Origin of the sequence: Rhizobium sp. K102 (assembly GCF_022385315.1) — a bacterium.
Taxonomy (GTDB): Bacteria; Pseudomonadota; Alphaproteobacteria; order Rhizobiales; family Rhizobiaceae; genus Rhizobium; species Rhizobium croatiense.
Genome location: NZ_CP092436.1, coordinates 2,197,936 through 2,219,330, shown reverse-complemented (window position 1 = coordinate 2,219,330; position 21,395 = coordinate 2,197,936). Strand labels below are relative to the sequence as shown.

22 protein-coding genes and 1 pseudogene are annotated in these 21,395 nt (G+C 64.0%); 19 read left to right on the top strand and 4 right to left on the bottom strand.

Going from position 1 to position 21,395, the window contains the following annotated elements; translation table 11 throughout:
* Positions 1-2: 2 nt before the first annotated feature.
* Positions 3-908 (bottom strand): S1C family serine protease, encoded by a 906-nt coding sequence (locus MHI61_RS16890; protein WP_239789794.1) that lies wholly within the window; start codon positions 906-908, stop codon positions 3-5.
* Positions 909-1,127: 219 nt separating this feature from the next.
* Here MHI61_RS16890 and MHI61_RS16885 point away from each other — a divergent pair, with 219 nt between their 5' ends.
* Positions 1,128-2,531, top strand: a complete 1,404-nt coding sequence (locus MHI61_RS16885) for a PLP-dependent aminotransferase family protein (RefSeq protein WP_239789793.1) — start codon at positions 1,128-1,130, stop codon at positions 2,529-2,531.
* Between the two features lie 211 nt (positions 2,532-2,742).
* Positions 2,743-3,111, top strand: coding sequence for a DUF983 domain-containing protein (locus tag MHI61_RS16880; protein ID WP_038692381.1), 369 nt, complete (start codon positions 2,743-2,745; stop codon positions 3,109-3,111).
* A 3-nt stretch (positions 3,112-3,114) separates the two neighbouring features.
* Here MHI61_RS16880 and MHI61_RS16875 read toward each other — a convergent pair whose 3' ends face one another.
* A complete protein-coding gene (locus MHI61_RS16875) occupies positions 3,115-4,008 on the bottom strand; it encodes a LysR family transcriptional regulator (protein ID WP_239789792.1) in 894 nt (297 codons plus the stop codon).
* Positions 4,009-4,161: 153 nt separating this feature from the next.
* On the opposite strand from MHI61_RS16875, the gene MHI61_RS16870 reads away from it, so the two are divergent.
* The 4 genes from MHI61_RS16870 (at position 4,162) to MHI61_RS16855 (ending at position 6,873) form a co-directional block, all read left to right on the top strand.
* Positions 4,162-4,773, top strand: coding sequence for a glutathione S-transferase (locus MHI61_RS16870; RefSeq protein ID WP_239789791.1), 612 nt, complete (start codon positions 4,162-4,164; stop codon positions 4,771-4,773).
* A gap of 43 nt (positions 4,774-4,816) precedes the next feature.
* Complete coding sequence (locus MHI61_RS16865) at positions 4,817-5,749, top strand: pyridoxamine 5'-phosphate oxidase family protein (protein WP_239789790.1); 933 nt, start codon at positions 4,817-4,819, stop codon at positions 5,747-5,749.
* A gap of 81 nt (positions 5,750-5,830) precedes the next feature.
* A complete protein-coding gene (locus MHI61_RS16860; protein ID WP_239789789.1) occupies positions 5,831-6,292 on the top strand; it encodes a nuclear transport factor 2 family protein in 462 nt (153 codons plus the stop codon).
* A 20-nt stretch (positions 6,293-6,312) separates the two neighbouring features.
* Entirely contained in the window at positions 6,313-6,873 is a 561-nt protein-coding gene (locus MHI61_RS16855; protein WP_239789788.1) for a TetR/AcrR family transcriptional regulator, read from the top strand.
* A gap of 38 nt (positions 6,874-6,911) precedes the next feature.
* Here the strand turns inward: MHI61_RS16855 and MHI61_RS32640 are convergent, their stop codons facing one another.
* The gene (locus tag MHI61_RS32640; protein ID WP_275593071.1) at positions 6,912-7,043 is read right to left on the bottom strand and encodes a hypothetical protein; all 132 of its coding nucleotides are present in this window, start codon (positions 7,041-7,043) and stop codon (positions 6,912-6,914) included.
* Positions 7,044-7,199: 156 nt separating this feature from the next.
* Between MHI61_RS32640 and MHI61_RS16850 the strand changes: the two are divergent.
* Positions 7,200-7,885 (top strand): annotated as a pseudogene (locus MHI61_RS16850) (hypothetical protein).
* A gap of 20 nt (positions 7,886-7,905) precedes the next feature.
* Positions 7,906-8,211, top strand: a complete 306-nt coding sequence (locus tag MHI61_RS16845; RefSeq protein ID WP_039618754.1) for a Dabb family protein — start codon at positions 7,906-7,908, stop codon at positions 8,209-8,211.
* A 199-nt stretch (positions 8,212-8,410) separates the two neighbouring features.
* On the opposite strand, the gene MHI61_RS16840 is transcribed toward MHI61_RS16845, so the two are convergent.
* Positions 8,411-9,634 (bottom strand): MFS transporter, encoded by a 1,224-nt coding sequence (locus tag MHI61_RS16840; protein ID WP_239789786.1) that lies wholly within the window; start codon positions 9,632-9,634, stop codon positions 8,411-8,413.
* A gap of 328 nt (positions 9,635-9,962) precedes the next feature.
* Here MHI61_RS16840 and MHI61_RS16835 point away from each other — a divergent pair, with 328 nt between their 5' ends.
* From MHI61_RS16835 to MHI61_RS16785, 11 genes are all read left to right on the top strand, one after another.
* Positions 9,963-10,211 carry a hypothetical protein gene (locus tag MHI61_RS16835; RefSeq protein WP_010029158.1) on the top strand — a complete coding sequence of 83 codons (249 nt, stop codon included), beginning with the start codon at positions 9,963-9,965 and terminating at the stop codon, positions 10,209-10,211.
* 54 nt (positions 10,212-10,265) lie between these two features.
* Positions 10,266-10,937, top strand: a complete 672-nt coding sequence (locus MHI61_RS16830; RefSeq protein WP_064682001.1) for a response regulator transcription factor — start codon at positions 10,266-10,268, stop codon at positions 10,935-10,937.
* The gene (locus MHI61_RS16825) at positions 10,927-12,330 is read left to right on the top strand and encodes a HAMP domain-containing sensor histidine kinase (RefSeq protein WP_239792790.1); all 1,404 of its coding nucleotides are present in this window, start codon (positions 10,927-10,929) and stop codon (positions 12,328-12,330) included. Before MHI61_RS16830 ends, MHI61_RS16825 begins: the two co-directional genes overlap by 11 nt.
* Before the next feature lie 118 nt (positions 12,331-12,448).
* Positions 12,449-12,874, top strand: coding sequence for a hypothetical protein (locus MHI61_RS16820; protein ID WP_222144587.1), 426 nt, complete (start codon positions 12,449-12,451; stop codon positions 12,872-12,874).
* 200 nt (positions 12,875-13,074) lie between these two features.
* Complete coding sequence (gene ccmI, locus MHI61_RS16815; protein WP_239792789.1) at positions 13,075-14,205, top strand: c-type cytochrome biogenesis protein CcmI; 1,131 nt, start codon at positions 13,075-13,077, stop codon at positions 14,203-14,205.
* Positions 14,202-14,684 carry a cytochrome c maturation protein CcmE gene (ccmE, locus tag MHI61_RS16810; RefSeq protein ID WP_239792788.1) on the top strand — a complete coding sequence of 161 codons (483 nt, stop codon included), beginning with the start codon at positions 14,202-14,204 and terminating at the stop codon, positions 14,682-14,684. The genes ccmI and ccmE overlap by 4 nt, the downstream gene beginning before the upstream one ends.
* Positions 14,681-16,675: a heme lyase CcmF/NrfE family subunit gene (locus MHI61_RS16805; protein WP_239792787.1), complete on the top strand. Its 1,995-nt coding sequence runs from the start codon at positions 14,681-14,683 to the stop codon at positions 16,673-16,675. Before ccmE ends, MHI61_RS16805 begins: the two co-directional genes overlap by 4 nt.
* A 221-nt stretch (positions 16,676-16,896) precedes the next feature.
* Positions 16,897-17,361, top strand: a complete 465-nt coding sequence (locus tag MHI61_RS16800) for a cytochrome c-type biogenesis protein (RefSeq protein ID WP_239792856.1) — start codon at positions 16,897-16,899, stop codon at positions 17,359-17,361.
* 204 nt (positions 17,362-17,565) lie between these two features.
* On the top strand, positions 17,566-19,164 hold the full coding sequence (locus MHI61_RS16795; protein ID WP_222138586.1) for a Do family serine endopeptidase: 1,599 nt from the start codon (positions 17,566-17,568) through the stop codon (positions 19,162-19,164).
* A gap of 74 nt (positions 19,165-19,238) precedes the next feature.
* Positions 19,239-19,985 (top strand): response regulator transcription factor, encoded by a 747-nt coding sequence (locus tag MHI61_RS16790; RefSeq protein ID WP_275593094.1) that lies wholly within the window; start codon positions 19,239-19,241, stop codon positions 19,983-19,985.
* Positions 19,982-21,394, top strand: coding sequence for a HAMP domain-containing sensor histidine kinase (locus tag MHI61_RS16785; protein ID WP_239792786.1), 1,413 nt, complete (start codon positions 19,982-19,984; stop codon positions 21,392-21,394). Before MHI61_RS16790 ends, MHI61_RS16785 begins: the two co-directional genes overlap by 4 nt.
* The last annotated feature ends 1 nt before the right edge of the window (position 21,395 follow it).

The following is a 21,395-nucleotide window of genomic DNA, read 5'->3' as shown; positions in this document are numbered from 1 at the left end:
CCCTACTGCAGCTGCGGCTTTCTGAGAAAGCTGTTGCGGTCGGCGGATTTGACGCGCAGCCAGGCTTCCCGGCCGTTGCGCAGGATCCGCATCGGAATCTCGGCGCCGGCTGGGCCACTGCGCCAGAGCTTGCGGTAGAAATCGGCCAGGCCATCGACCTCTTCGTCACGAATCTCGGAGATGATATCGCCCTGACGCAGGCCGGCCTCGGCGGCCGGACCGCCTTCGGCCACGCTCATCACCACCACGCCGCTATTGCTTTCGGCGGAGAATGCGCCGAGCCAGGGCCGTGGCGGCTTGTTGACTTGACCGCGGTTCAAGAGGTCGTCGAGGATCGGCGGCAAAAGATCGATCGGCACGACCATATTGATATCGGCGATCTCGCCATCCTGGCTCATCTGCAGGCGAAGCGAACCGATGCCGAGAAGCTTGCCGTCGGCGCCGATCAGCGCTGCCCCGCCCCATGCGGGATGGGCCGGTGCGGTAAAAATCGCCTCATCCAGCAGATATTCCCAGTAGCCGGCGAATTCCTGCCGGGCGACGATGTTTGCCTGGACGAACTCGCCGATTCCATCGGCAAGCACGACGGGATCGCCGGGCCTGGCGGCGGCCGCATCGCCGAAATCAACCGCCGGGACGTTCAGAGCGCCGAGCGCCTGCACCAGGCCGAAGCCGCTTTCCTGATCATAGGCAAGGGGATGGGCGGGAACCACCCGGCCGTCCTGGGTCGTCAGCCAGACTTCCTCGGCCTCGGTGATGAGATAACCGATTGTCAGCACCAGCCCGTTGTCGCGAATGACGACGCCGCTGCCCTCCCGGACGGTGCCCAGCGTCTCCGCCGTGAAGGCATCTTCCGGAATGGAGGAACGGACGGCCACGACTGACCGCAGGATCGGATCGATATTCATGCTTTTATCCCGAGGGCGTCGCCGCGCGAGACCGAAAGCCGGCGCGCCTCCTTTAATAGGTAAGAAGATGAAGGGGTGGCGGCAAGGCTGCCGCGACGGGAATTTCCGCACCCGCCTGCCACGGCGTAGAGGGATACCGGGAATATCCGGGGTGACAGCGCTGCTACGCAACAATATACAGTCAATCCCATCAGGAATCAGACGGGCACGGATCACGACATGAAGGACTGGCATCCCGATCTCAGCCGCAGCAGCAGCCCGCGTTACATGGCGATTGCCGATCTGATCGAAATGGATCTGCGCAGCGGCCATCTGGCGGTTGGAGACCGGCTGCCGCCGCAGCGCGACCTCGCCAAGCGGCTGAATGTCGATTTCACCACCGTGGCCAGAGGTTATGTCGAGGCGCAGAAGCGCGGGCTTGTCGAGTCGCATGTCGGCCGGGGCACCTTCGTCACCGGCCGCGCGGGCAAGGCGCGGCAGGACTTCGCGCCTGACGCCGTACCCGATCCGCGCCGCGCATCGATCGTCGACTTCTCGATGAACATGCCGCCGGAACCGGATGATCCGGAACTGATCGCCGGCATGCGCGAGGGCATGTCGGCGGTGGCCGCCAGTCTCGTTCCGCTTCTGCGTTATCAGGGCTTCGGCGGCTCCGGCATGGATAAGGACGCCGCCGCCGCCTGGCTCGGTCGCCGCGGGCTCACGCCGTCGCAGGAGCGGATCTTCGTCACGCCGGGCGCCCATCCAGCCCTGTTGGCGATCTTCGGCCTGCTGGCAAAGCCGGGCGAGACCGTGCTGTCGGAAATCATCACCTATCCCGGCATTCGCTCGATCGCCGCCCAGCTGCGGCTCAATCTCGCCGGCCTGCCGATGGACGAGGACGGTGTCCTGCCGGAGGCCCTTGCCAGCGCCTGCGAGCGGTTGAAGCCGAAGGCGCTCTATCTCAATCCGACGCTGCAGAACCCGATGACGCTGACGATTTCAACCGGCCGGCGCGCGGAAATCGCCGCCGTCGCCCGCAAATATCAGCTGCCGATCGTCGAGGACGATGCCTATGGCTTCATTCCACAGCAAGGTCCGGCGCCGCTGGCGGCAATGGCGCCGGATCTGACCTGGCATATTGGCGGCCTGGCGAAATGCCTCGGCGCGGGCCTGCGCCTTGCTTATGTCGTGGCGCCCGACAGCAAGGCCGTATGGCCTTTCGTCAGCGCCATGCGCGCCAACATCGTAATGGCTTCGCCTTTGACCATGGCGCTCGCCACCCGCTGGATCGAGGACGGCACGGCCGATGCGATCCTGCGCTTCGTCCGCACCGAGGCCGCCGCCCGCCAGCAGATGGTCGCCGCCATCCTGCCGGCCGGCAGCTATCGCGCCGATCCGATCAGCTTCAACATCTGGCTGCCGCTCGCCAATGGCTGGACCCGTTCCACCTTCGGCAGCCATATGCGTTCCTCCGGCATCGGCGTCGTGGCAAGTGATGCCTTCACCGTCGAGGGCGCCGCCCGGGAAGCCGTGCGGGTCTGCCTCGGCGGTCCGATCACCCGGGAGAGACTGCACGGCGCGCTGGAATTCATGGCCCATGCGCTGGAAGGCCCGCCGGAGATGGCGGCGTCGTTCTTCTAAGCCCGGCAGCTTTCAACTTGCCCTCAGGCCGCTGCGGGTCTCGTCCCCCTCGATGATGTGATGTCTGCGTTGCCCGGTCGGCAGCCGACGGGGATCTGCGGCATTCTGGCAAGTTGACTGGTGATTGAGGCGTAATGTATTTATATTGAATGCATACATCTATGTGGCATTGATTGGCTTTGAGTCGCATGCCAGAGAAGACGAGGTTATCATGGATACCGACTATCCCCCACTTCCCCCGATGCAGACCGGCGTCAGGGGACGCTGCCCGCGTTGCGGCCAGGGCCATATGTTCAAGGGATTCCTGACGCTGCAGCCGCAATGCGAGGTCTGTGGCCTCGATTATGCCTTCGCCGATCCGGCCGACGGCCCGGCCTTCTTCGTCATCTGCTTCGCCTGCATCCCGAGCGTGCTGCTCGGCGTCTGGCTGGAGGTGGCGTTCTCGGCGCCGATCTGGGTGCAGCTTCTGGTCACCGGCCCCTTCATGCTCGCCACCTGCATTCCGCCGCTGAGGCCGCTGAAGGGCTGGCTGGTGGCCAGCCAATATTTCTACAAGGCGGAAGAGGGCAAACTCGCCTAAAGCCTATTTCAGCGTCGCGCGCAGGCGCGGCGTCGCGAAATCGATGAGCGCCCGCAGTTTCAGCGGCACCAGTCCCTGCGAGGGGTAGACGAGCTGCACCGGCGCCGGCGGCGGTTCGAAATCTTGGAGCAGCGGCACCAGCAGGCCCGCCGCTGCGGCGCGGGCGGCCTGATAGGAGAGCACGCGGGTAACGCCGAGGCCGGCGACGGCCGCATCGACGGCGGCCTCGGCGGTGTTGACCGCAAGCCGTGAGCGGATCGGCACCGCGAGATCGCGCTTCCCCTCCGTGAAGGTCCAGCTCCGTATCGAGGCCATGTTCTCGAAGGTGATGCAGTCATGCGCGGAAAGATCGCCCGGCTGCCGGGGTGGGGCGTTCCGCGCCAGATAATCCGGGCTGGCATAGACTGTGCGGCGGATCGCGCCGAGCCGCGTGGCGATCAGGTTGCTGTCGGCCAGGGTGCCGATCCTCAGCGCCAGGTCGATATGATCCTCGACGAGGTTCGACAGCCGGTCGCCGAGCATCAGCCGCAGATTGATCTCGGGATAGGCTTTGAGGAAATCCACCACGACAGGCAGGACGTGCAGCCGCCCGAAAACGATCGGCGCGGTCATCGTCAGGTCGCCCTTCGGCGCACTGTATTCGCCGGCGGCCGTCCGTTCCGCTTCTTCCACCCGGTCGAGAATTTCCCGCGCCGCCTCGACATAGGAGCGTCCGGCTTCGGTCAATGTGATCTTCCGATTGCTTCTCTGCAGCAGCTTGGCGTGAAGATGCGCCTCGAGCTCGGAGACCTTGCGGCTGACTGTCGCCAGCGGTGAACGCAGATGCCGCGAAGCGGCCGACAGGCTGCCTTGCTCGACGACGGCAAGAAGCACGCTCATGGCGTCGAGGCGGTCCATTTTATCCTTCCATCAATTGAGAACATGCCTTCCAGATTAGCATCCTACTGCAGTTCATTGGAAGGCAGTAAATTCCCTGCAGATGGTTCGAACGGCCATCGCCGGCAAGGCCGAGGCCTTGTTCCCGCCCCATCAGACCTCAGAGGAACCGTCATGAAACTCTATCATCATCCGCTGTCCGGCCATTCGCACCGGGTTCACCTGTTCCTGTCGCTGCTCGGCGTGCCTTACGAACTGGTCGAGGTCGACATGGCCGCCGGCGCTCACAAGGCTCCTGAGTTCCTGAAGCTCAATGCCTTTGGCCAAGTGCCGGTGCTCGACGACGATGGAGCGGTCATTTCCGATTCCGCCGCTATTCTCATCTATCTCGCCCGCAAATATGGCCGCACCGACTGGCTGCCGGAGGACATGTTGACGGCGGCGCGGATCCAGAAATGGCTGTCGGTCGCCGCGGGCGAGATCGCCTACGGGCCTTGCGCCGCCCGTCTCGTCACTGTCTTCGGCGCCAATTTTCATGCCGATGAGGTGATTGCCCGGGCGCACCGTATTCTCACGCTGGTCGAGGTGGAGCTCTCAGGCCGCGCCTTCCTGCTCGGCGACAATCCGACGATCGCCGATATCGCGCTTTACAGCTACATCGCCAATGCGCCGGAGGGCAATGTCGACACCTCGCCCTATCAGGCCGTGCGCGCCTGGCTTGCCCGCATCGAGGCGCTGCCCGGCTTCGTCGGCTTCCGCAGGACGAAGATCGGCCTGGCCGCATAAAGATCCATCCCCGGTCGAAAATCGCGCCCGAAAGGAGGCCGTGATGCTGGAGCAATCAGGAGAGGATGCGGTATCGCCCTGGCATCAGGGTGAACTCGCAATGCAGCGCAGCCTCGGCGTCGTCGAACGCATGGACGGGCCGGGGCGGAATTTTGTTCGCAAGGCGATGCCCGAGCAGCATCGCGCCTTCTTTCCGATGTTGCCTTTCGTCGTGCTCGGCACGGTCGATGCGAAGGGCGACGTCTGGGCGACGGTGCGGGCCGCGCAGCCGGGTTTCATGTCGTCGCCGGACCCTGAGACGCTTGAGATCCGCCTGCCGCGCGAGCCTGCCGATCCCGCCGATGCCGGCATGGAGGATGGCGCTGCCGTCGCGATGCTCGGCATTCAGCTAGAGACCCGGCGGCGCAACCGGCTGAATGGCGTCATCCGCAGGACCGATGCCGGCGCCTTCCGCCTGCGCGTCGGCCAGAGCTTCGGCAATTGCCCGCAATATATCCACCCGCGCGCCGCCGCCTTCGTCCGCGACCCCAATGTGCCGACAGCGCTGCCGCCGCTGCATTCCCGTGAGCTCGACGATCGCGCGCGGCGGATGGTCGAGGATGCCGATACGTTTTTTGTCGCCTCCTATGTCGACCGTGAGAATGGCGAGCGGCAGGTCGACGTCTCCCATCGCGGCGGCTATGCCGGCTTCGTGCATCTCGGCGCCGATGGCGCCCTAACCGTCCCCGACTTTGCCGGCAATCGTTTCTTCAACACGCTCGGCAATTTCCTGGTCAATCCGAAGGCCGGGCTGGTCTTCATCGATTTCGAAACCGGCGACATGCTGCAGATGACCGGCAAAGTCGAGGTGCTGCTCAATTCGCCAGACGTCGCCGCCTTTCCCAAGGCGGAAAGGCTGTGGCGTTTCACGCCCGAAGACATCGTGCTTCGCCCGGATGCCCTGCCGCTGCGGTGGAGCCGTCGCACCGATGTCTAAGCTCCTCGATCGCCGCCCGATGCAGAGTTGCAAAATGTGTACCGTTCGGTAAACTGATAACCATTCAGTACAGGAGATACCATGTCCAGCCTCGTTCCGCCTTTCACCCTGGAGACCGCCACGCAGAAAGTCCGCCTCGCCGAGGACGGTTGGAACAGCCGCGACCCCGAGCGCGTCTCGCTCGTCTACACGCCGGACAGCCGCTGGCGGAACCGCGCCGAATTCATCACCGGCCGCGCCGAAATCGTCGCTTTTCTCACGCGCAAATGGGCCAAGGAGCTGGACTACCGGCTGATCAAGGAGATCTGGGCCTTCACCGACAACCGCATTGCCGTGCGCTTTGCCTATGAATGGCACGATGACAGCGGCAACTGGTTCCGCTCCTACGGCAATGAGAACTGGGAATTCGATGCAGCCGGCTTGATGCAGCGCCGTTTTGCCTGCATCAACGATCTGCCGATCCAGGAATCGGAGCGCAAATACCACTGGCCGCTCGGCCGACGTCCGAACGATCATCCCGGTCTGACTGAGCTTGGCCTCTAGAGCAGGAAGAATTCAAGCCGGTGAAGACCGTCTATGAACGCGCCGACATCGTGCCGCTGCTTGCGGAAATCTTCCGTGAGCTCGGCTATGAGGGCGCCACGCTTAGCCGCATCACCGAACGCACCGGCATCGGCAAGGGCAGCCTTTATCACTTCTTCCCGGGCGGCAAGGAAGAGATGGCCGGCGCCGTGCTCGCCGATATCGATGCTTGGTTCGAACAGGCGGTCTATCGGCCGCTGCGACATGACGATGCCCGTCAGGCGATCGCCGCGATGTGGACCAATGTAAATGACTACTTCCGCTCCGGCCGCCGCATCTGCCTTGTCGGCGCCTTCGCGCTTGACGACACCCGCGAACGGTTTTCCGCGGCGATCGGCGACTATTTCATCCGCTGGATCGACGCGTTGCGTTCGGCGCTGATGCGGGCCGGCTGTACTGAATGGGAGGCGCAGACGCTGGCCGAGGAGGGCGTCTGCGGCATTCAAGGGGCGCTGGTGCTGTCGCGCGCGCTCGCAGATGAAACGGTCTTCTCCCGGGCGCTGGAGACGCTGGCGAAGCGGCTTGAGGCCGAGACGCGATGAAGACAGCCCTTACATCCGCGCCGCTTTGCCTGTATTTCTCAGCGCTGCTGTTGGGGCTGCCGGGTCGGGCGGATGTTCTCGCGTTCAAGGCGAATCTGGCGCCACTCGTTTTCCATCTGGTCGACCACGTGCTGGGGAATGGTGGTCTGGGTATTGGCAGGCGTCTGCATCGGAAGTCTCCTCTTGTGGTGGTAAGGCTTCAGGGCGAGAAAATGCATTGCACAAGACAAAAGCCGTGTAAATCAGGGGCTTAGACACTTCAAACGATTAAGTTGATTTTAATCGATTAAGACGGTTTTAACCACGAGGCTCACGGGAAGCGCGGTATGGTTGTCCACATGGATCGGACGTTCTTTTTTGATGCGGTGCGCGAGGAGCTCTTCAAAGGAGATCTAACTCAGCCTCAGGTAGTGGGTATCGCGGCGATTCTCGACGCCTGGGAAAGGCGGTTCGCGCAGGCCGACCGCCGATGGCTCGCCTATATCCTCGCAACCGCTTATCACGAGACCGCCTATACGATGCAGCCGGTCCGCGAGACGCTGGCTGAAAGCGATGCCCGCGCCGTCGAGATCCTGGAGGCAGCCTATGCCGCGGGCCGGCTCTCCTGGGTAAAGACGCCCTACTGGCGGCCGGACGAGGATGGCCGCTGCTGGCTCGGGCGCGGTCTGGTGCAGCTTACCCATAAGCGGAATTACGAGGCGATGAGCGGGCTGACGGGCATCGATCTCGTTGCCGATCCCGACCGGGCGATGGAGATGGATGCGGCGGTGACGATCCTGATCGAAGGCATGCTGCAGGGCTGCTTTACCGGCCACAAACTCGCCGATCACCTGAACGCGACGACCGAGGACTGGGTCAATGCGCGCCGCATCGTCAACGGCACCGACCGGGCCGAGAAGCTCGCGGGCTACGCCGTGGTATTCAATTCTGCGATGCGTCCGGATGCCGCGCCGGGCAGGTCGCGCGGTTGAAGGCCAGGGGCGCACATGGTATCGCGCGGGCCGACCTCTGAAATCTGACAGGAGCTTCCGTGTGATCCGCCACATCGTCTTCTTCACCGTGCAGGAAGAACATCTGGAGGAGGTGAGGGCCGGGCTTTCGATCCTGACCGCCATTCCGCATGCGCGGCTGCTGGAAATCGGCACCAATGTGAAGACCGATCAGCTGGGCACCGAGATCGATCTCGTCGTCTATGGCGAATTCGACGATGAAGCGGCTCTTGCCGCCTATAAGGCGCATCCCGATTATCAGCGCTCGATCGAGCGTGTGCGGCCGCTGCGGGAGAAGCGCATCGCCGCGGACTACGACAGCCGCGCAGCGGTGACGCGGCCACTCTGAATCGGAAGGCTGTCGACTTCCTGCCATTGTTTCCCTGAAACTTCAAAGGGATAAGCAGTTTTTCGGACACGCGGCGATGGATGTCGAATGCAGCCGTAAGCCACCGGACCCAACTCTCGAAAAATCGGCGGCAAAGGATTCAAAGATTCGTCAAACGCGACTGATCACTCGTCAGAGGAAACCGCTTCCATTCCAGGCTTCATGAAACGGCCGGGCTCGACTGCGATGCCCGCGCGCCGCGCATCAGAGCCATCAGCATCAGCACGAAGGTCAGCGACAAGGCCGCGAGGACGGCCGCGGCGAAAAGCGCCGGGCCGATGCCGGCGCGGTCGAGGATGGCGGTGAAGACGACCGGGGCGATCGCATTGGCCAGGTTCTGCGGCAGCGACAGCCGGGCCGATTGCAGGCCGAATTCGCGCAGCGAAAACACCGCTAGCGGCAGAAGCGCGCGGGCGACGGCCATGACGCCGGAGCCGAAGCCATTAAGCAGGACGAAGGTGACGAGCAGCGGCGTCGACGGACCGGCGGCCAGCATCATCAGGAAACTCATCAGCATCAGGCCGATGCCCATGGCGGCGCTGAGGACGGGGTTGCCGCGCCGTCCGAGCAGCATGTCGAGGAAGCGCGCCGAGATGCCGAGCACGCCGCGGGCCGAGCCGAGCTGCAGCGCGAAGGCCGGCGTCGCGCCGGACTGGCGGAAGATCTCGAGCAGCGAGGGCGAGATGCCGAAGGTGACGAAGGTGGTAAGGGTCGTCGCCGCGGCGATCAGCAGGAAGGCCTTGCGCTGTGCCGCCTTCGACAGCGGCACCGGGGCGATGTCGGCTGTGGCGCCGTCGACATGGCTTGCGATCGGCTTCGGCAGGGCGAAAAGATGCAGCGGCAGGCAGACAAAGAATTGCAGGCCTGCGCAGATCAGGAAGGTGAGGCGCCAGCCGACGGCTTCGTGGAGCAGGCTGAGGATCGGCCAGAAGATGGCGCTCGAAAGCCCGGTGAACAGCATCAATATGGCGATGACGCGCTTGCCGTTCATCCCTTCACGCTCGACGACGGCGGTATAGGCCGGCGCCGACAGGCCGAGCGCGCCGCCGACGCCGATCACGATCCAGGCGGCGGCGTAGAGAATGACGCCGTCGGCGGCGGCAAGCAGACAGAGGCCGAGGGCAAAGGTCAAGGAAGCCGCCGAAAGCACCCGGGCGGCGCCGTAACGGCCGAGCCAGCGGCCGGTCGCCGGGCCGACGATGGCGCTGACCAACATCATGATCGTCAGGCCGGCAAACGCCACCTCGTTCGCCATGCCGAGATCGGGCGCCACGATGCGGCCCATCACGCCGAGCATGTCGAAGGTCGTACCCCAGCCGATCAGCTGGGTGATGGCGAGCACGAAGACCGTCTGCGCCGAGCGGAAGCGGAGGGAGTTTGGCATTGGTGCTGAAATGGCCTGAATGCGGGAGCCGCAAGGACATAACAGTTTCGATCGGTCGGTAAAAGCTGCGATTGCAATTCCCGGCAGCCCGCCGCGCGCCGGCTTGACCCGAGCGTCCCCGTCCAGCCCGCCGTCTGTGCCTGGGCCGAAGACTTTTATTCCATGTGTAGAAGGCCGCTGCGGCATCGGTTTTCAGCAGCGGAGACCGGCTGTCGCCAGCAGTCAAGAACGGTTCTAAACACCCTGTATTACAGCGCATTCATTTGCCATTCAGGTCACGTGAGTACATAGTCGCAGCAAGTTGGAACTACCCTTGAAAGCATAACACATGGCCTTTCCTCTGAGCGTCGCAGTAGTGGCCGCCGGGCTGGTGGTATCGGCGCCCTCATCGGACGGCGCGGGCACCCTCGTCCTGCGCGTGGCAGGCGATTGCAGCGCTGCCGCAGCCCAGGTCGTCGAGCAGACGGGCGGCCAGCTCCTGTCCGTGCAACCGGTGGGCGATAGTTGTATCATCACCGTTCTGGTGTCGGGCAACGGCCAACGTCCGCGCAAGGTAACGGTAAAGGTTCCGATGTAGGCGGAATCGGTCTATTCAGAACATGATCGATTTGAAGCGGACGAAGGCGGACCGATGCGCATCCTGGTAATCGAAGACGACGTCAACCTGAACCGGCAGCTGACCGACACGCTGAAGGAGGCGGGCTATGTCGTCGACCAGGCGTTCGACGGCGAGGAGGGTCATTTCCTCGGCGATACCGAACCCTATGACGCCATCATCCTCGATATCGGCCTGCCGGAGATGGACGGCGTCACCGTGCTCGAAAAATGGCGCGGCGCCGGCCGCGGCATGCCGGTTTTGATCCTGACGGCGCGCGACCGCTGGAGCGACAAGGTCGCCGGCATCGACGCCGGCGCCGACGATTACGTCACCAAGCCTTTCCATGTCGAGGAAGTTCTGGCGCGCATCCGGGCGCTGATCCGGCGCGCTGCCGGGCATGCCTCCTCCGAGATCGTCTGCGGGCCGGTGCGGCTCGACACCAAATCCTCCAAGGCGACGGTCAACGGCACGGCGCTGAAATTGACCTCGCACGAATATCGCCTGCTCGCCTATCTCATGCATCACATGGGCGAGGTCGTCTCGCGCACCGAACTGGTCGAGCACATGTACGATCAGGATTTCGACCGCGATTCCAACACGATCGAGGTCTTCGTCGGCCGTCTGCGCAAGAAGATGGGCGTCGACCTGATCGAAACGGTGCGCGGTCTCGGCTACCGCATCCAAGCGCCGAAACATGCGAATTAAGTCGCTCACCGCACGTGTGCTGCTGCTGACCACGGTCTGGTCGACGGTGGCCCTGGTGGTGATCGGCCTGCTAATCTCGACGCTCTACCGCAAGAGCGCCGAACGCGGCTTCCAGGATCTCTTGCGGGCGCAGCTCTATAACGTCATCAATTCGGTGACGATCGGCGATCAGGGAGCGTTGAGCGGTAGTCCGCAGCTCGGCGACCTGCGCTTTGCCCAGCCGAAGACCGGCTGGTACTGGGTGGTGGAGCCGCTCGGCACCTATACGACGGCGCCGCTGGTCTCGCCCTCGCTCGGCTCAGCGCTCATTCCCGTTCCCTCCGTCGTCGAGGCGCCCTTCGACAAGAATTACGAACGCTACTACCAAGTGACGGACGCCTCGGGGAACCGCGTGCAGGTCGCCGAAACCGAAGTGGTGCTCGACACCGACGGGCGTGCGGCGCGCTTCCGCGTCACCGGCAATGTCGACGTCGTCGAGGACGATGTGCGCACCTTTTCCCACAGCCTCTATCTGGCGCTTGCCGGCTTCGGCGTCGGCAGCCTGATCGTCAATGCGCTGGCGATTCTCTACGGCCTGAAGCCGCTCGACAAGGCGCGCGCCGCCCTGGAGCGCATCCGCGCCGGCGAGAGCGAGCAGTTGAAGGGCGATTTCCCGCGCGAAATCCTGCCGCTCGCCAACGAGGTGAACGCGCTGATCGACAGCAACCGCCGCATCGTCGAGCGGGCGCGCATGCAGGTCGGCAATCTCGCCCATTCGCTGAAGACGCCGATTGCCGTTCTTTTGAACGAGGCCCGCGTTCTGGAAAAATCCCATGGCGAATTGGTGCGCAGCCAGGCGGAATCGATGCAGGGGCAGGTGCAGTCCTATCTCAACCGGGCCCGCATCGCCGCGCAGCGCGAATCCGTGCTCGCGCGCACCGATGCCGAGCCGGCGCTCGAACGGCTGGTGCGCGTCATGCGCCGGCTGAATGTCGACACTGAATTCGATCTCGTCGTCTCGCCGCCGCATCTGGCCGTCGCCATGGAACAGCAGGATCTCGAGGAGACGGTCGGCAATCTCCTGGAAAATGCGGCGCGATTCGCCAAGAGCAAGGTCCGGCTTTCGGCCGTCGAGGCCGGCGAGGACGTCAAGGGAGCAGAGGTGAGCGCGCGCCGTCATTGGGTGGAGCTCGCCGTCGAGGACGACGGGCCGGGATTGGAGCCCGACCAGATCCGCGAGGCGCTGAAGCGCGGCCGCAGGCTCGATGAAAGCAAGCCCGGAACCGGGCTCGGCCTATCGATCGTCACCGAGATTTCCAACGAATACCAGGGACGCCTCGAGCTGTCCCGTGGCGAATGGGGCGGGCTGAAGGCGAAGCTTATCCTGCCCGGCGTCACAAAGGATGTTGCATGACCAACTGCTTGATGTCACAAGGATAGTGGCAAATGTATAGCATGCTTTGCCTTAATGCTGACACGGGGACGCTGCACTTCGATCGGCTGAAATTGACCTCTGATCGTGGTTCGACGCAATGATTCTACGCTCGCAAGGCATGATCGTTTCCACTTTGCTTCTCGCCGTCGCGCTCACCGGCTGCACGACGACGAAGAGCGCTGCTTCGCGCGGCATTTTTTCCAGCAAACCCTCGGCATCGGCCGCCTTTATCACCGCGCTGCAGGGCGGCATTGTCGGCCGCAGCGGCGTCAGCTTGAGCGACAGCGACAAGCAAAGGGCGCTCGAGGCGGAATACCGGGCGCTGGAAGGGGCAGCCGCCGGCCAGCCCGTGGTCTGGAGCGGCAAGGAGGTCACCGGCAAGGTGGTGGCGGCAGCACCCTACCAGGTCGGCTCGCAGAATTGCCGACAATATACCCATACGCTGACGGTCGACGGCAAGGACACCGTGGCGCGAGGCGCTGCCTGCCGCAACGACGACGGCAGCTGGTCGCCGCTCGGTTAAGGTCTAATGCATGGCGCCCGGAAGTTGCAGCGGTTCCCGGACAACGACAGGCATAAAAACAAAGAGCGAAAGCGCGTCGCATGCATTAAATTTGATGTGACGCGCTTTAAGCCTGCTGAATTGCGGCGAATAGCCTCAAATCTTCGTCATTCCGGCTTTGGCAGTTGGAATGGGCGCGCGCTTCACGTATTTGGGCCGCTATGCTGTTCTGGATTCTCGTTGCCGTTCTGACGGCAGCCGTCGCCGTCATTCTGCTTTACCCCCTTCTGCGTGGCGCGAAGGCGGCGGAGAACAGACGTGCCGGCGAGGCGGCGGTCTATCGCGACCAGCTGTGCGAACTCGACCGCGATCTTGCCGGCGGGCTGATCACACCTGAGGAGGCCGATTATGCCAGGGCCGAGATCGGCCGGCGGCTGATCGCCGTCTCCGCTGGCGAGCCGGAGGCGACGCCCAAACCCGCACGACATCACCGTGTCACTGAAGCCTTCGTTCTCCTGCTCCTGCCGGTGCTCGGGCTCTGTCTTTACTTGACGACGGGCAGGCCGGATCTGCCCGCGCAGCCGCTGGATGCGCGGCTGGAAAACCCCGGCAATGACGTGGCGATGCTGATTGCCAAGGCGGAACGGCACCTGGCCGAGAACCCCGATGACGGCAAGGGCTGGGATGTGCTGGCGCCGATCTATGTCCGCACGATGCGGGTCAACGATGCTGTGGTCGCCTATCGCAACGCGATCCGGCTTCTCGGCCCGAGCCCGATCCGGCTCGACGGGCTTGCTGAGACGCTGATGGCGGTCTCCGACGGCGTGGTGACGGAGGAGGCGCGTCAGACGCTGGAACAGTCGCTGACGCTGGAACCCGACAATCCGCGTGCCCGCTTCTATGTCGCGCTCAGCATGGAACAGGCCGGACGGACCGACGAGGCGCGCCGAGCCTTCGAAGCGCTGGCGCAGCAATCGCCTGCCGATGCGCCCTGGCTGCCCCTGGTCAATGAACATATCGCCAAGAATGGCGGCGCGGCTGCCCAGCCTTTGGCGCCTGGCGGACCAACGTCGGAAGACGTGGCGGCGGCCGAAAACATGAATGCCGGCGATCGGCAGCAGATGATCCGCGGCATGGTCGAAAGCCTCGACGCCAAGCTGAGCGCCGAACCCAACAATTTCGAGGGATGGATGCGGCTCGTCCGCTCCTACGCCGTATTGAACGATAAGGATCGCGCAGCCGACGCCCTGAAGCGCGGGCTTGCGGCCTTTCCGCCGGCGGGTGAACAGGGCCGGCAATTGCTGGCGCTTGCCAGGGAACTTGGCATAGCCACGGAGGGAATGACGCAATGACGCGCAAGCAGAAGCGCCTTGCGGTGATCGCGGGCGGGATGGGTTTCATCCTTGCGGCGGTGCTGTTGGTGATGTTCGCCTTCAGCCAGTCGGTGGCCTATTTCTACATGCCGGCGGATCTGGCGAAGACCCCGGTGGCACCGGAAACCCGCATCCGGCTCGGCGGGCTGGTGGGGGCGGGCAGCGTCGTGCGCGGCGCCGGCTCGACGGTGGAATTTGCCGTCACCGACGGCAGCGCCAATGCGGTCAAGGTCCAATATACCGGCATCCTTCCGGATCTGTTCCGCGAGGGCCAGGGTGTGGTCACCGAGGGCATGTTCAGCGCCGGCAGCAACGTCTTTGTCGCCGACACCGTACTCGCCAAGCATGACGAGACCTATATGCCGAAGGAGGTCGCCGACCGGCTGAAGGCACAGGGCCTGTGGCAGGAAGGCCAAGGAGGACAAGGCCAGGGGCAGGAGGCGAAGGCGACGCCATGATCATCGAGATCGGCCATTACGCCCTGGTGCTGGCGCTGGCGACGGCGCTGATCGTCTCGATCGTGCCTGTGATCGGCGCCCGCCGCCATGACCGGGCGATGATAGATGTGGCGACCTCCGGCTCGCTGGCGATGTTTGCGCTCGTTGTCTTTGCCTTCGCCGTCTTGACCTATGCCCATGTCGTCTCTGACTTCTCGGTCGAGAATGTCTGGGAGAATTCGCATTCGCTGGTGCCGCTGATCTACAAATATTCCGGCGTCTGGGGCAATCACGAGGGATCGATGCTGCTCTGGCTTTTGATCCTGACGCTGTTCAGCGCGCTGGTCGCCGTCTTCGGCCGCAACCTGCCGGAGACGCTGAAGGCCAATGTGCTGGCCGTGCAGGCCTGGATCTCGCTCGCCTTCACCCTGTTCATCCTTTTGACCTCCAATCCCTTCCTGCGGCTCGATCCGGCCCCGGCCGAGGGCCGCGACCTCAATCCGGTGCTGCAGGATATCGGTCTCGCCATCCACCCGCCGCTGCTCTATCTCGGCTATGTCGGCTTTTCCGTCTGCTTCTCCTTTGCTGTTGCGGCTCTCCTTGAAGGCAGGATCGATGCCGCCTGGGCGCGCTGGGTCCGGCCCTGGACGCTGGCCGCCTGGACCTGTCTGACATTAGGCATCGCCATGGGCTCCTACTGGGCCTATTACGAGCTCGGCTGGGGCGGCTGGTGGTTCTGGGATCCGGTGGAAAACGCCTCGTTCATGCCGTGGCTGGCCGGCACGGCGCTGTTGCATTCGGCCCTCGTCATGGAAAAGCGCGAGGCGTTGAAGATCTGGACGGTGCTGCTGGCCATCCTCACCTTCTCGCTGTCGCTGATGGGCACCTTCCTGGTGCGCTCCGGGGTGCTGACCTCGGTGCATGCCTTTGCCAGCGATCCCTCCCGCGGCGTCTTCATCCTTTGTATCCTGCTGATCTTCATCGGCGGAGCGCTGTCGCTGTTTGCCCTGCGGGCGCCGAAGCTTGCGGCCGGCGGGCTGTTTGCGCCGATCTCGCGCGAGGCGGCGCTGGTTCTCAACAATCTGATCCTGACGGTCGCCTGCGGCACGGTCCTGACCGGCACGCTCTATCCGCTGCTCTTAGAGACGCTAACCGGCGACAAGATCTCCGTCGGCCCGCCTTTCTTCAACCTCACCTTCAGCCTGCTGATGGCGCCGCTGCTCGTCATCGTGCCGTTCGGGCCGCTGCTTTCCTGGAAGCGCGGCGATCTGCTCGGCGCCCTGCAGCGGCTCTATCTCGTCGCGGCTCTCGCCTTCGCCGCCGCCGTCATCCTCTTCTACATCGAGCATGGCGGGCCGGTGCTCTCGGTGCTCGGGCTGGCGGCCGGGCTGTTCCTGATCCTCGGCGCCATTGCCGATCTCTGGTGTCGCGCCGGCATCGGCAAAGTAGCCGGAAGCATCGCCTGGCGCCGTCTGACTGGCCTGCCGCGTTCGGCCTTCGGCACCGCGCTTGCCCATGCCGGCCTCGGCGTCAGCGTGCTCGGCATCGTCGCCGTCACCACCTTCCAGAGCGAACATGTCGTCGAGATGAAGCCGGGCCAGGTGGTCGAGGCCGGCGGCTACAGCCTGGAGTTCGACGGCATGCGGCCGGCAAGGGGACCGAACTATAGCGAGGAGCGCGGCCACTTCACCATCCGGCGCGCCGGGGTTGCGGTCGCCGACACCTGGTCGGCCAAGCGCCTCTATACCGCCCGGCAGATGCCGACGACCGAGGCCGGCATCCTGACCTTCGGCCTCAGCCAGCTCTATGTCTCGCTGGGCGACGCCACCACCGACGGCGGCATCGTCGTGCGCATCTGGTGGAAGCCGTTCATCCTGTGCATCTGGGGCGGCGCCCTGATCATGGCCGCCGGCGGCCTCGTCTCGCTCTCCGACCGCCGCCTGCGCGTCGGCGCCCCGCGCAGGAAGGCCAAGGCAAAACCCGCGCAGCCTGCAATGGAGCCGGCAGAATGACGGGCGCCTCCTCCTTCTCCTCATTCCGGTCCTCGGGCTTGACCCGAGGATCGTCAGCAGGAATCCAGCGCGCCCAAGTCCTTGGGCGCAGGAGACTCGTTGAGTGGCGGTATACCTTCATTCACGGCGCGGACGCGCCGTGGCCGGATTCCTGTGACATCCCTCGGGCGAAGCCCTGAGGACACAGGGATGAGGGAAGAGAAGTTTGGCGTACACCGAATATATCGTCCGTTCTCTCCCAACTCCTCATCATTCTCTTCATCCTCTTCACGCCCTTCTCCGCCTTCGCCGTCAATCCCGACGAAGTGCTGGCCGATCCGGCGCTGGAGGCGCGTGCCCGGACCCTTTCGGCCGAACTGCGCTGCATGGTCTGTCAGAACCAGTCGATCGACAACTCCAATGCCGAGCTGGCGAAAGACCTGCGCCTCTTGGTGCGCGAGCGCATCAAGGACGGCGACAGCGACGAGGAAGTGCTGGACTACATCGTCTCGCGCTACGGCGAATTCGTGCTGCTGAAGCCGCGGTTCAATCCGAAGACGGTGCTGCTCTGGGGCGCGCCGGTGCTGCTGGTGCTGGCCGGCGGGCTGTCACTGCTGGTCTTTGCGCGCCGGAGGGCTGGCAAGCCGACGGGAAGCAAGCTGACGGCGGAAGAACAGGCGAGGCTGAACGAGCTTCTCAAGAAATAACAACCCGTCGAGCCGGCGAATATTTCCGCATCCTTTGGACCCCCCAGGGAAGGGCCCGGCGCAGTAACGGCCAGAAATATTCCAACATTACCAATTTTTCATTGACCGGACAGTTCGCAGTAAGGTGCGCCATCCTATATCTTCAGTTATCGACTGATCCGGCGCTGCCGGTCTGAAGATCTAAGAACAAGAGAAGGTGCTCCAATGCTGAAGAATTTCAACGGACGTCCGTCCCTCGCCACTGTGCTCAAGGCTTCTACCGTTGCCGGTATCGCTGCCGCTGTGCTCGCAACCGGCGTTCCGCTCGAAATCACCCGGTCTTATGCCGAAGCCGTCAAGGTTCAGGCGCCTGCCGTTCCGAGCTTCGCCAATGTCGTCGATGCCGTTTCGCCCGCCGTGGTGTCCGTTCGTGTGGAAAACCGCGTCAATCCCGTCGCCGACAACAATGACGGCTTCTCCTTCGATTTCAATGGCCGCGGCTTTGACGACCTGCCTGATGATCATCCGCTGAAGCGCTTCTTCCGGCAGTTCGGCCAGGATCCGAACGACCAGCAGGGTGGCCATCAGCGGCGCTTCGGCCAGAACGGCCCCGGTGGCCCGGGCGGCCCGAATGGTCCCGGCAAGGGCCGTCTGCGTCCGGTCGCTCAGGGCTCCGGCTTCTTCATCTCCGAGGACGGCTACATCGTCACCAACAACCACGTCGTTTCCGACGGGCAGGCCTTCGTCGCCGTTATGAATGACGGCACCGAGCTTGATGCCAAGCTGATCGGCAAGGATCCGCGCACCGACCTCGCCGTCCTTAAGGTCGACGGCAAGGGCAGGAAGTTCACCTATGTCAACTGGGCCGACGACAACAACGTCCGCGTCGGCGACTGGGTCGTCGCCGTCGGCAATCCCTTCGGCCTCGGCGGCACGGTCACGGCAGGCATCGTCTCGGCTCGCGGCCGCGACATCGGCTCCGGCCCCTATGATGATTACCTGCAGGTGGATGCGGCCGTGAACCGCGGCAACTCAGGCGGTCCGACCTTCAACCTCAGCGGCGAAGTCGTCGGCATCAACACCGCGATCTTCTCGCCGTCCGGCGGCAGCGTCGGCATCGCCTTCGCCATTCCCGCCTCGACCGCCAGGGATGTCGTCGCCGATCTGATGAAGGACGGCCAGGTTTCGCGCGGCTGGCTGGGTGTCCAGATCCAGCCGGTGACCAAGGATATCGCCGAATCCATTGGCCTTTCCGAGCCGAGCGGCGCCCTCGTCGTCGCCCCACAGGCCGGATCGCCGGGCGACAAGGCCGGCATGAAGGCCGGCGACGTCGTCACCGCCCTGAACGGTGAAACGATCAAGGATGCGCGGGATCTCAGCCGCCGCATCGGCGCGATGCAGCCGGGCAGCAAGGTCGAGCTTTCGGTCTGGCGCGCCGGCAAGGCGCAGTCCCTGACCGTCGAACTCGGCACGCTGCCGGCCGACCAGAAGGAGGCGTCCGCCGATGACAACAACCAGCCGCAGCAGCCCGAGGCGCCGGCGTCCGAAAAGGCGCTCGCCGATCTCGGCCTGACGGTCGGTCCTTCCGATGACGGCAAGGGCCTGGCGATCACCGGCATCGACCCGGACTCCGACGCCGCCGACAAGGGCATCAAGGAAGGCGAGAAGATCACCTCGGTCAACAACCAGGAAGTCTCCACCCCTGCCGATGTCGTCAAGGTGCTGAACCAGGCCAAGAAGGACGGCCGCACCCGGGCGCTCTTCCAGATTCAGTCGAGCGAAGGAAGCCGTTTCGTCGCTCTGCCGATCAACGGCCAGGGCTGATCCCCGAAAAACGGGAGCCGTGCGGAGGAAACTCCGCACGGCTCGATTGTTCTGATTTTTGAAGGATGATCGCGATGAGCGCCGCTCCGCAGCCAGATGCTTTGAGTCTTGCCGAAACGCAGCCGGTGGGTAATGTCGGCCGCATGAAGATTCTCATCATCGAAGATGATCTCGAAGCCGCGGCCTACCTCACGAAAGCCTTTCGCGAGGCTGGCATTGTCGCCGACCACGCCAGCGACGGTGAGAGCGGCCTGTTCATGGGATCGGAAAATACATATGACGTCATCGTCATCGACCGCATGCTGCCGCGCCGCGACGGTCTCTCCGTTATCAGCGAGCTGCGCCGCAAGGGCATCCACACACCGGTGCTCATCCTCTCCGCGCTCGGCCAGGTCGATGACCGGGTGACCGGTCTTCGTGCCGGCGGCGACGACTACCTGCCGAAGCCCTATGCCTTCAGCGAATTGCTGGCGCGTGTCGAGGTGCTCGGCCGCCGCAAGGGCACGCGGGAGCAGGACGTCGTCTATCGCGTCGGTGATCTTGAACTCGACCGCCTCTCCCACGAGGTGCGCCGCGGCGGCAAGGAAATCCCGCTGCAGCCGCGCGAATTCCGCCTGCTCGAATATCTGATGAAGAATGCCGGCCAGGTGGTGACCCGCACCATGCTGCTCGAAAACGTCTGGGACTACCACTTCGACCCGCAGACAAACGTCATCGACGTCCATGTCTCGCGCCTGCGCTCGAAGATCGAGAAGGACTTCAGCCAGCCGCTCCTGAAAACCATCCGGGGCGCGGGGTATATGATCAAGGACGAGGGATGAGCCGTTTCAGGGTTCTCTTCAAGTCCACCGCAGTCCGCCTCTCGGCACTCTACATCCTGCTTTTCGCCATCTGCGCCGCGACCCTCGTCTTCTATGTGACGGCGATGTCGGAACGGCTGCTGACCGGCCAGATTCGCGATGCCGTCAGGCAGGAGGTGGAGCAGGTGCAGCGTGCCTATGACACCGGGGGCATGAACCTTCTGCTGCGCACGATGGAGCGGCGCGCCCGCCAGCCGGGCGCCAATCTCTATATCATCGCCGGCCCTTCGGGCGATATTCTCGCCGGCAATGTCGCCTCGGTGCAGCCGGGCGTCTTCGAGGAGGTCGGCTGGACCTCGGCCCCCTTCGCTTATCAGCGCTATACGGACGGTGGTGGTGTCGAGCGCCGGCACAAGGCGATCGCCAATATTTTCGTGCTCGACAACGGCTTGAGAATTCTTGTCGGCCGCGACCTTGGCGACCCCGAACGTTTCCGGCTGTTGGTGCGCCAGGCGCTGATGGTGGCTTTGGCGATCATGGGGCTCGGCGCGATCATCATCTGGTTCGGCATTGGCCGCAATGCCCTGAAACGCATCGATCGTATGTCGGATGCGAGCAAGAAGATCATGGCCGGTGATCTTTCGCAGCGCCTGCCGGTCGGCGGTTCCGGCGATGAGTTCGACAGGCTGTCAATGTCTTTGAATACCATGCTGGAGCGCATCGAGAAGCTGAACGAGGGCCTGCGGCAGGTCTCCGACAACATCGCCCACGACCTCAAGACGCCGCTGACGCGGCTGCGCAACAAGGCCGCCGATGCCCTCGATATGACTGACGGCGATACTCGGCGCGTCGCCCTCGAAGGCATCATTTCCGAATCCGACCAGCTGATCCGCACCTTCAACGCGCTGCTGATGATCTCCCGCGTCGAGGCAGGCTCGGTCGCAGCCGAGATGTCGCCGGTCGAGCTGTCGGCCATCGTTTCCGACAGCGCCGAGCTTTACGAGCCGGCGGCGGAAGAGGCCGGGCTTGGCTTGAGCGCCAGCGTCGAACCCGGGATCGAGGTGCAGGGGAATCGCGAGCTGATCGGCCAGGCGATCTTCAATCTGCTCGACAATGCCATCAAATATTCCTCCGATACGGAAGGGGCGGGCGAGGTATCGCTGAGGCTTGCCCGCCGCCCGGACGGCGTCTGCCTGTCGGTGGCCGACCACGGGCCGGGCGTACCGGCCGATCGGCGCGACGACGTGGTAAAGCGCTTCGTCCGCCTCGACGAGAGCCGCTCGAAACCCGGCACGGGGCTCGGGCTTTCACTGGTGGAGGCGGTGATGGAACTGCACAACGGCCGGCTGGAACTCTCCGATACCAATCCCGACAAGCCGGAACAGCGCGGACTGACCGTCAGCATGATCTTCCCGGCCAAGGCCGCCTGAA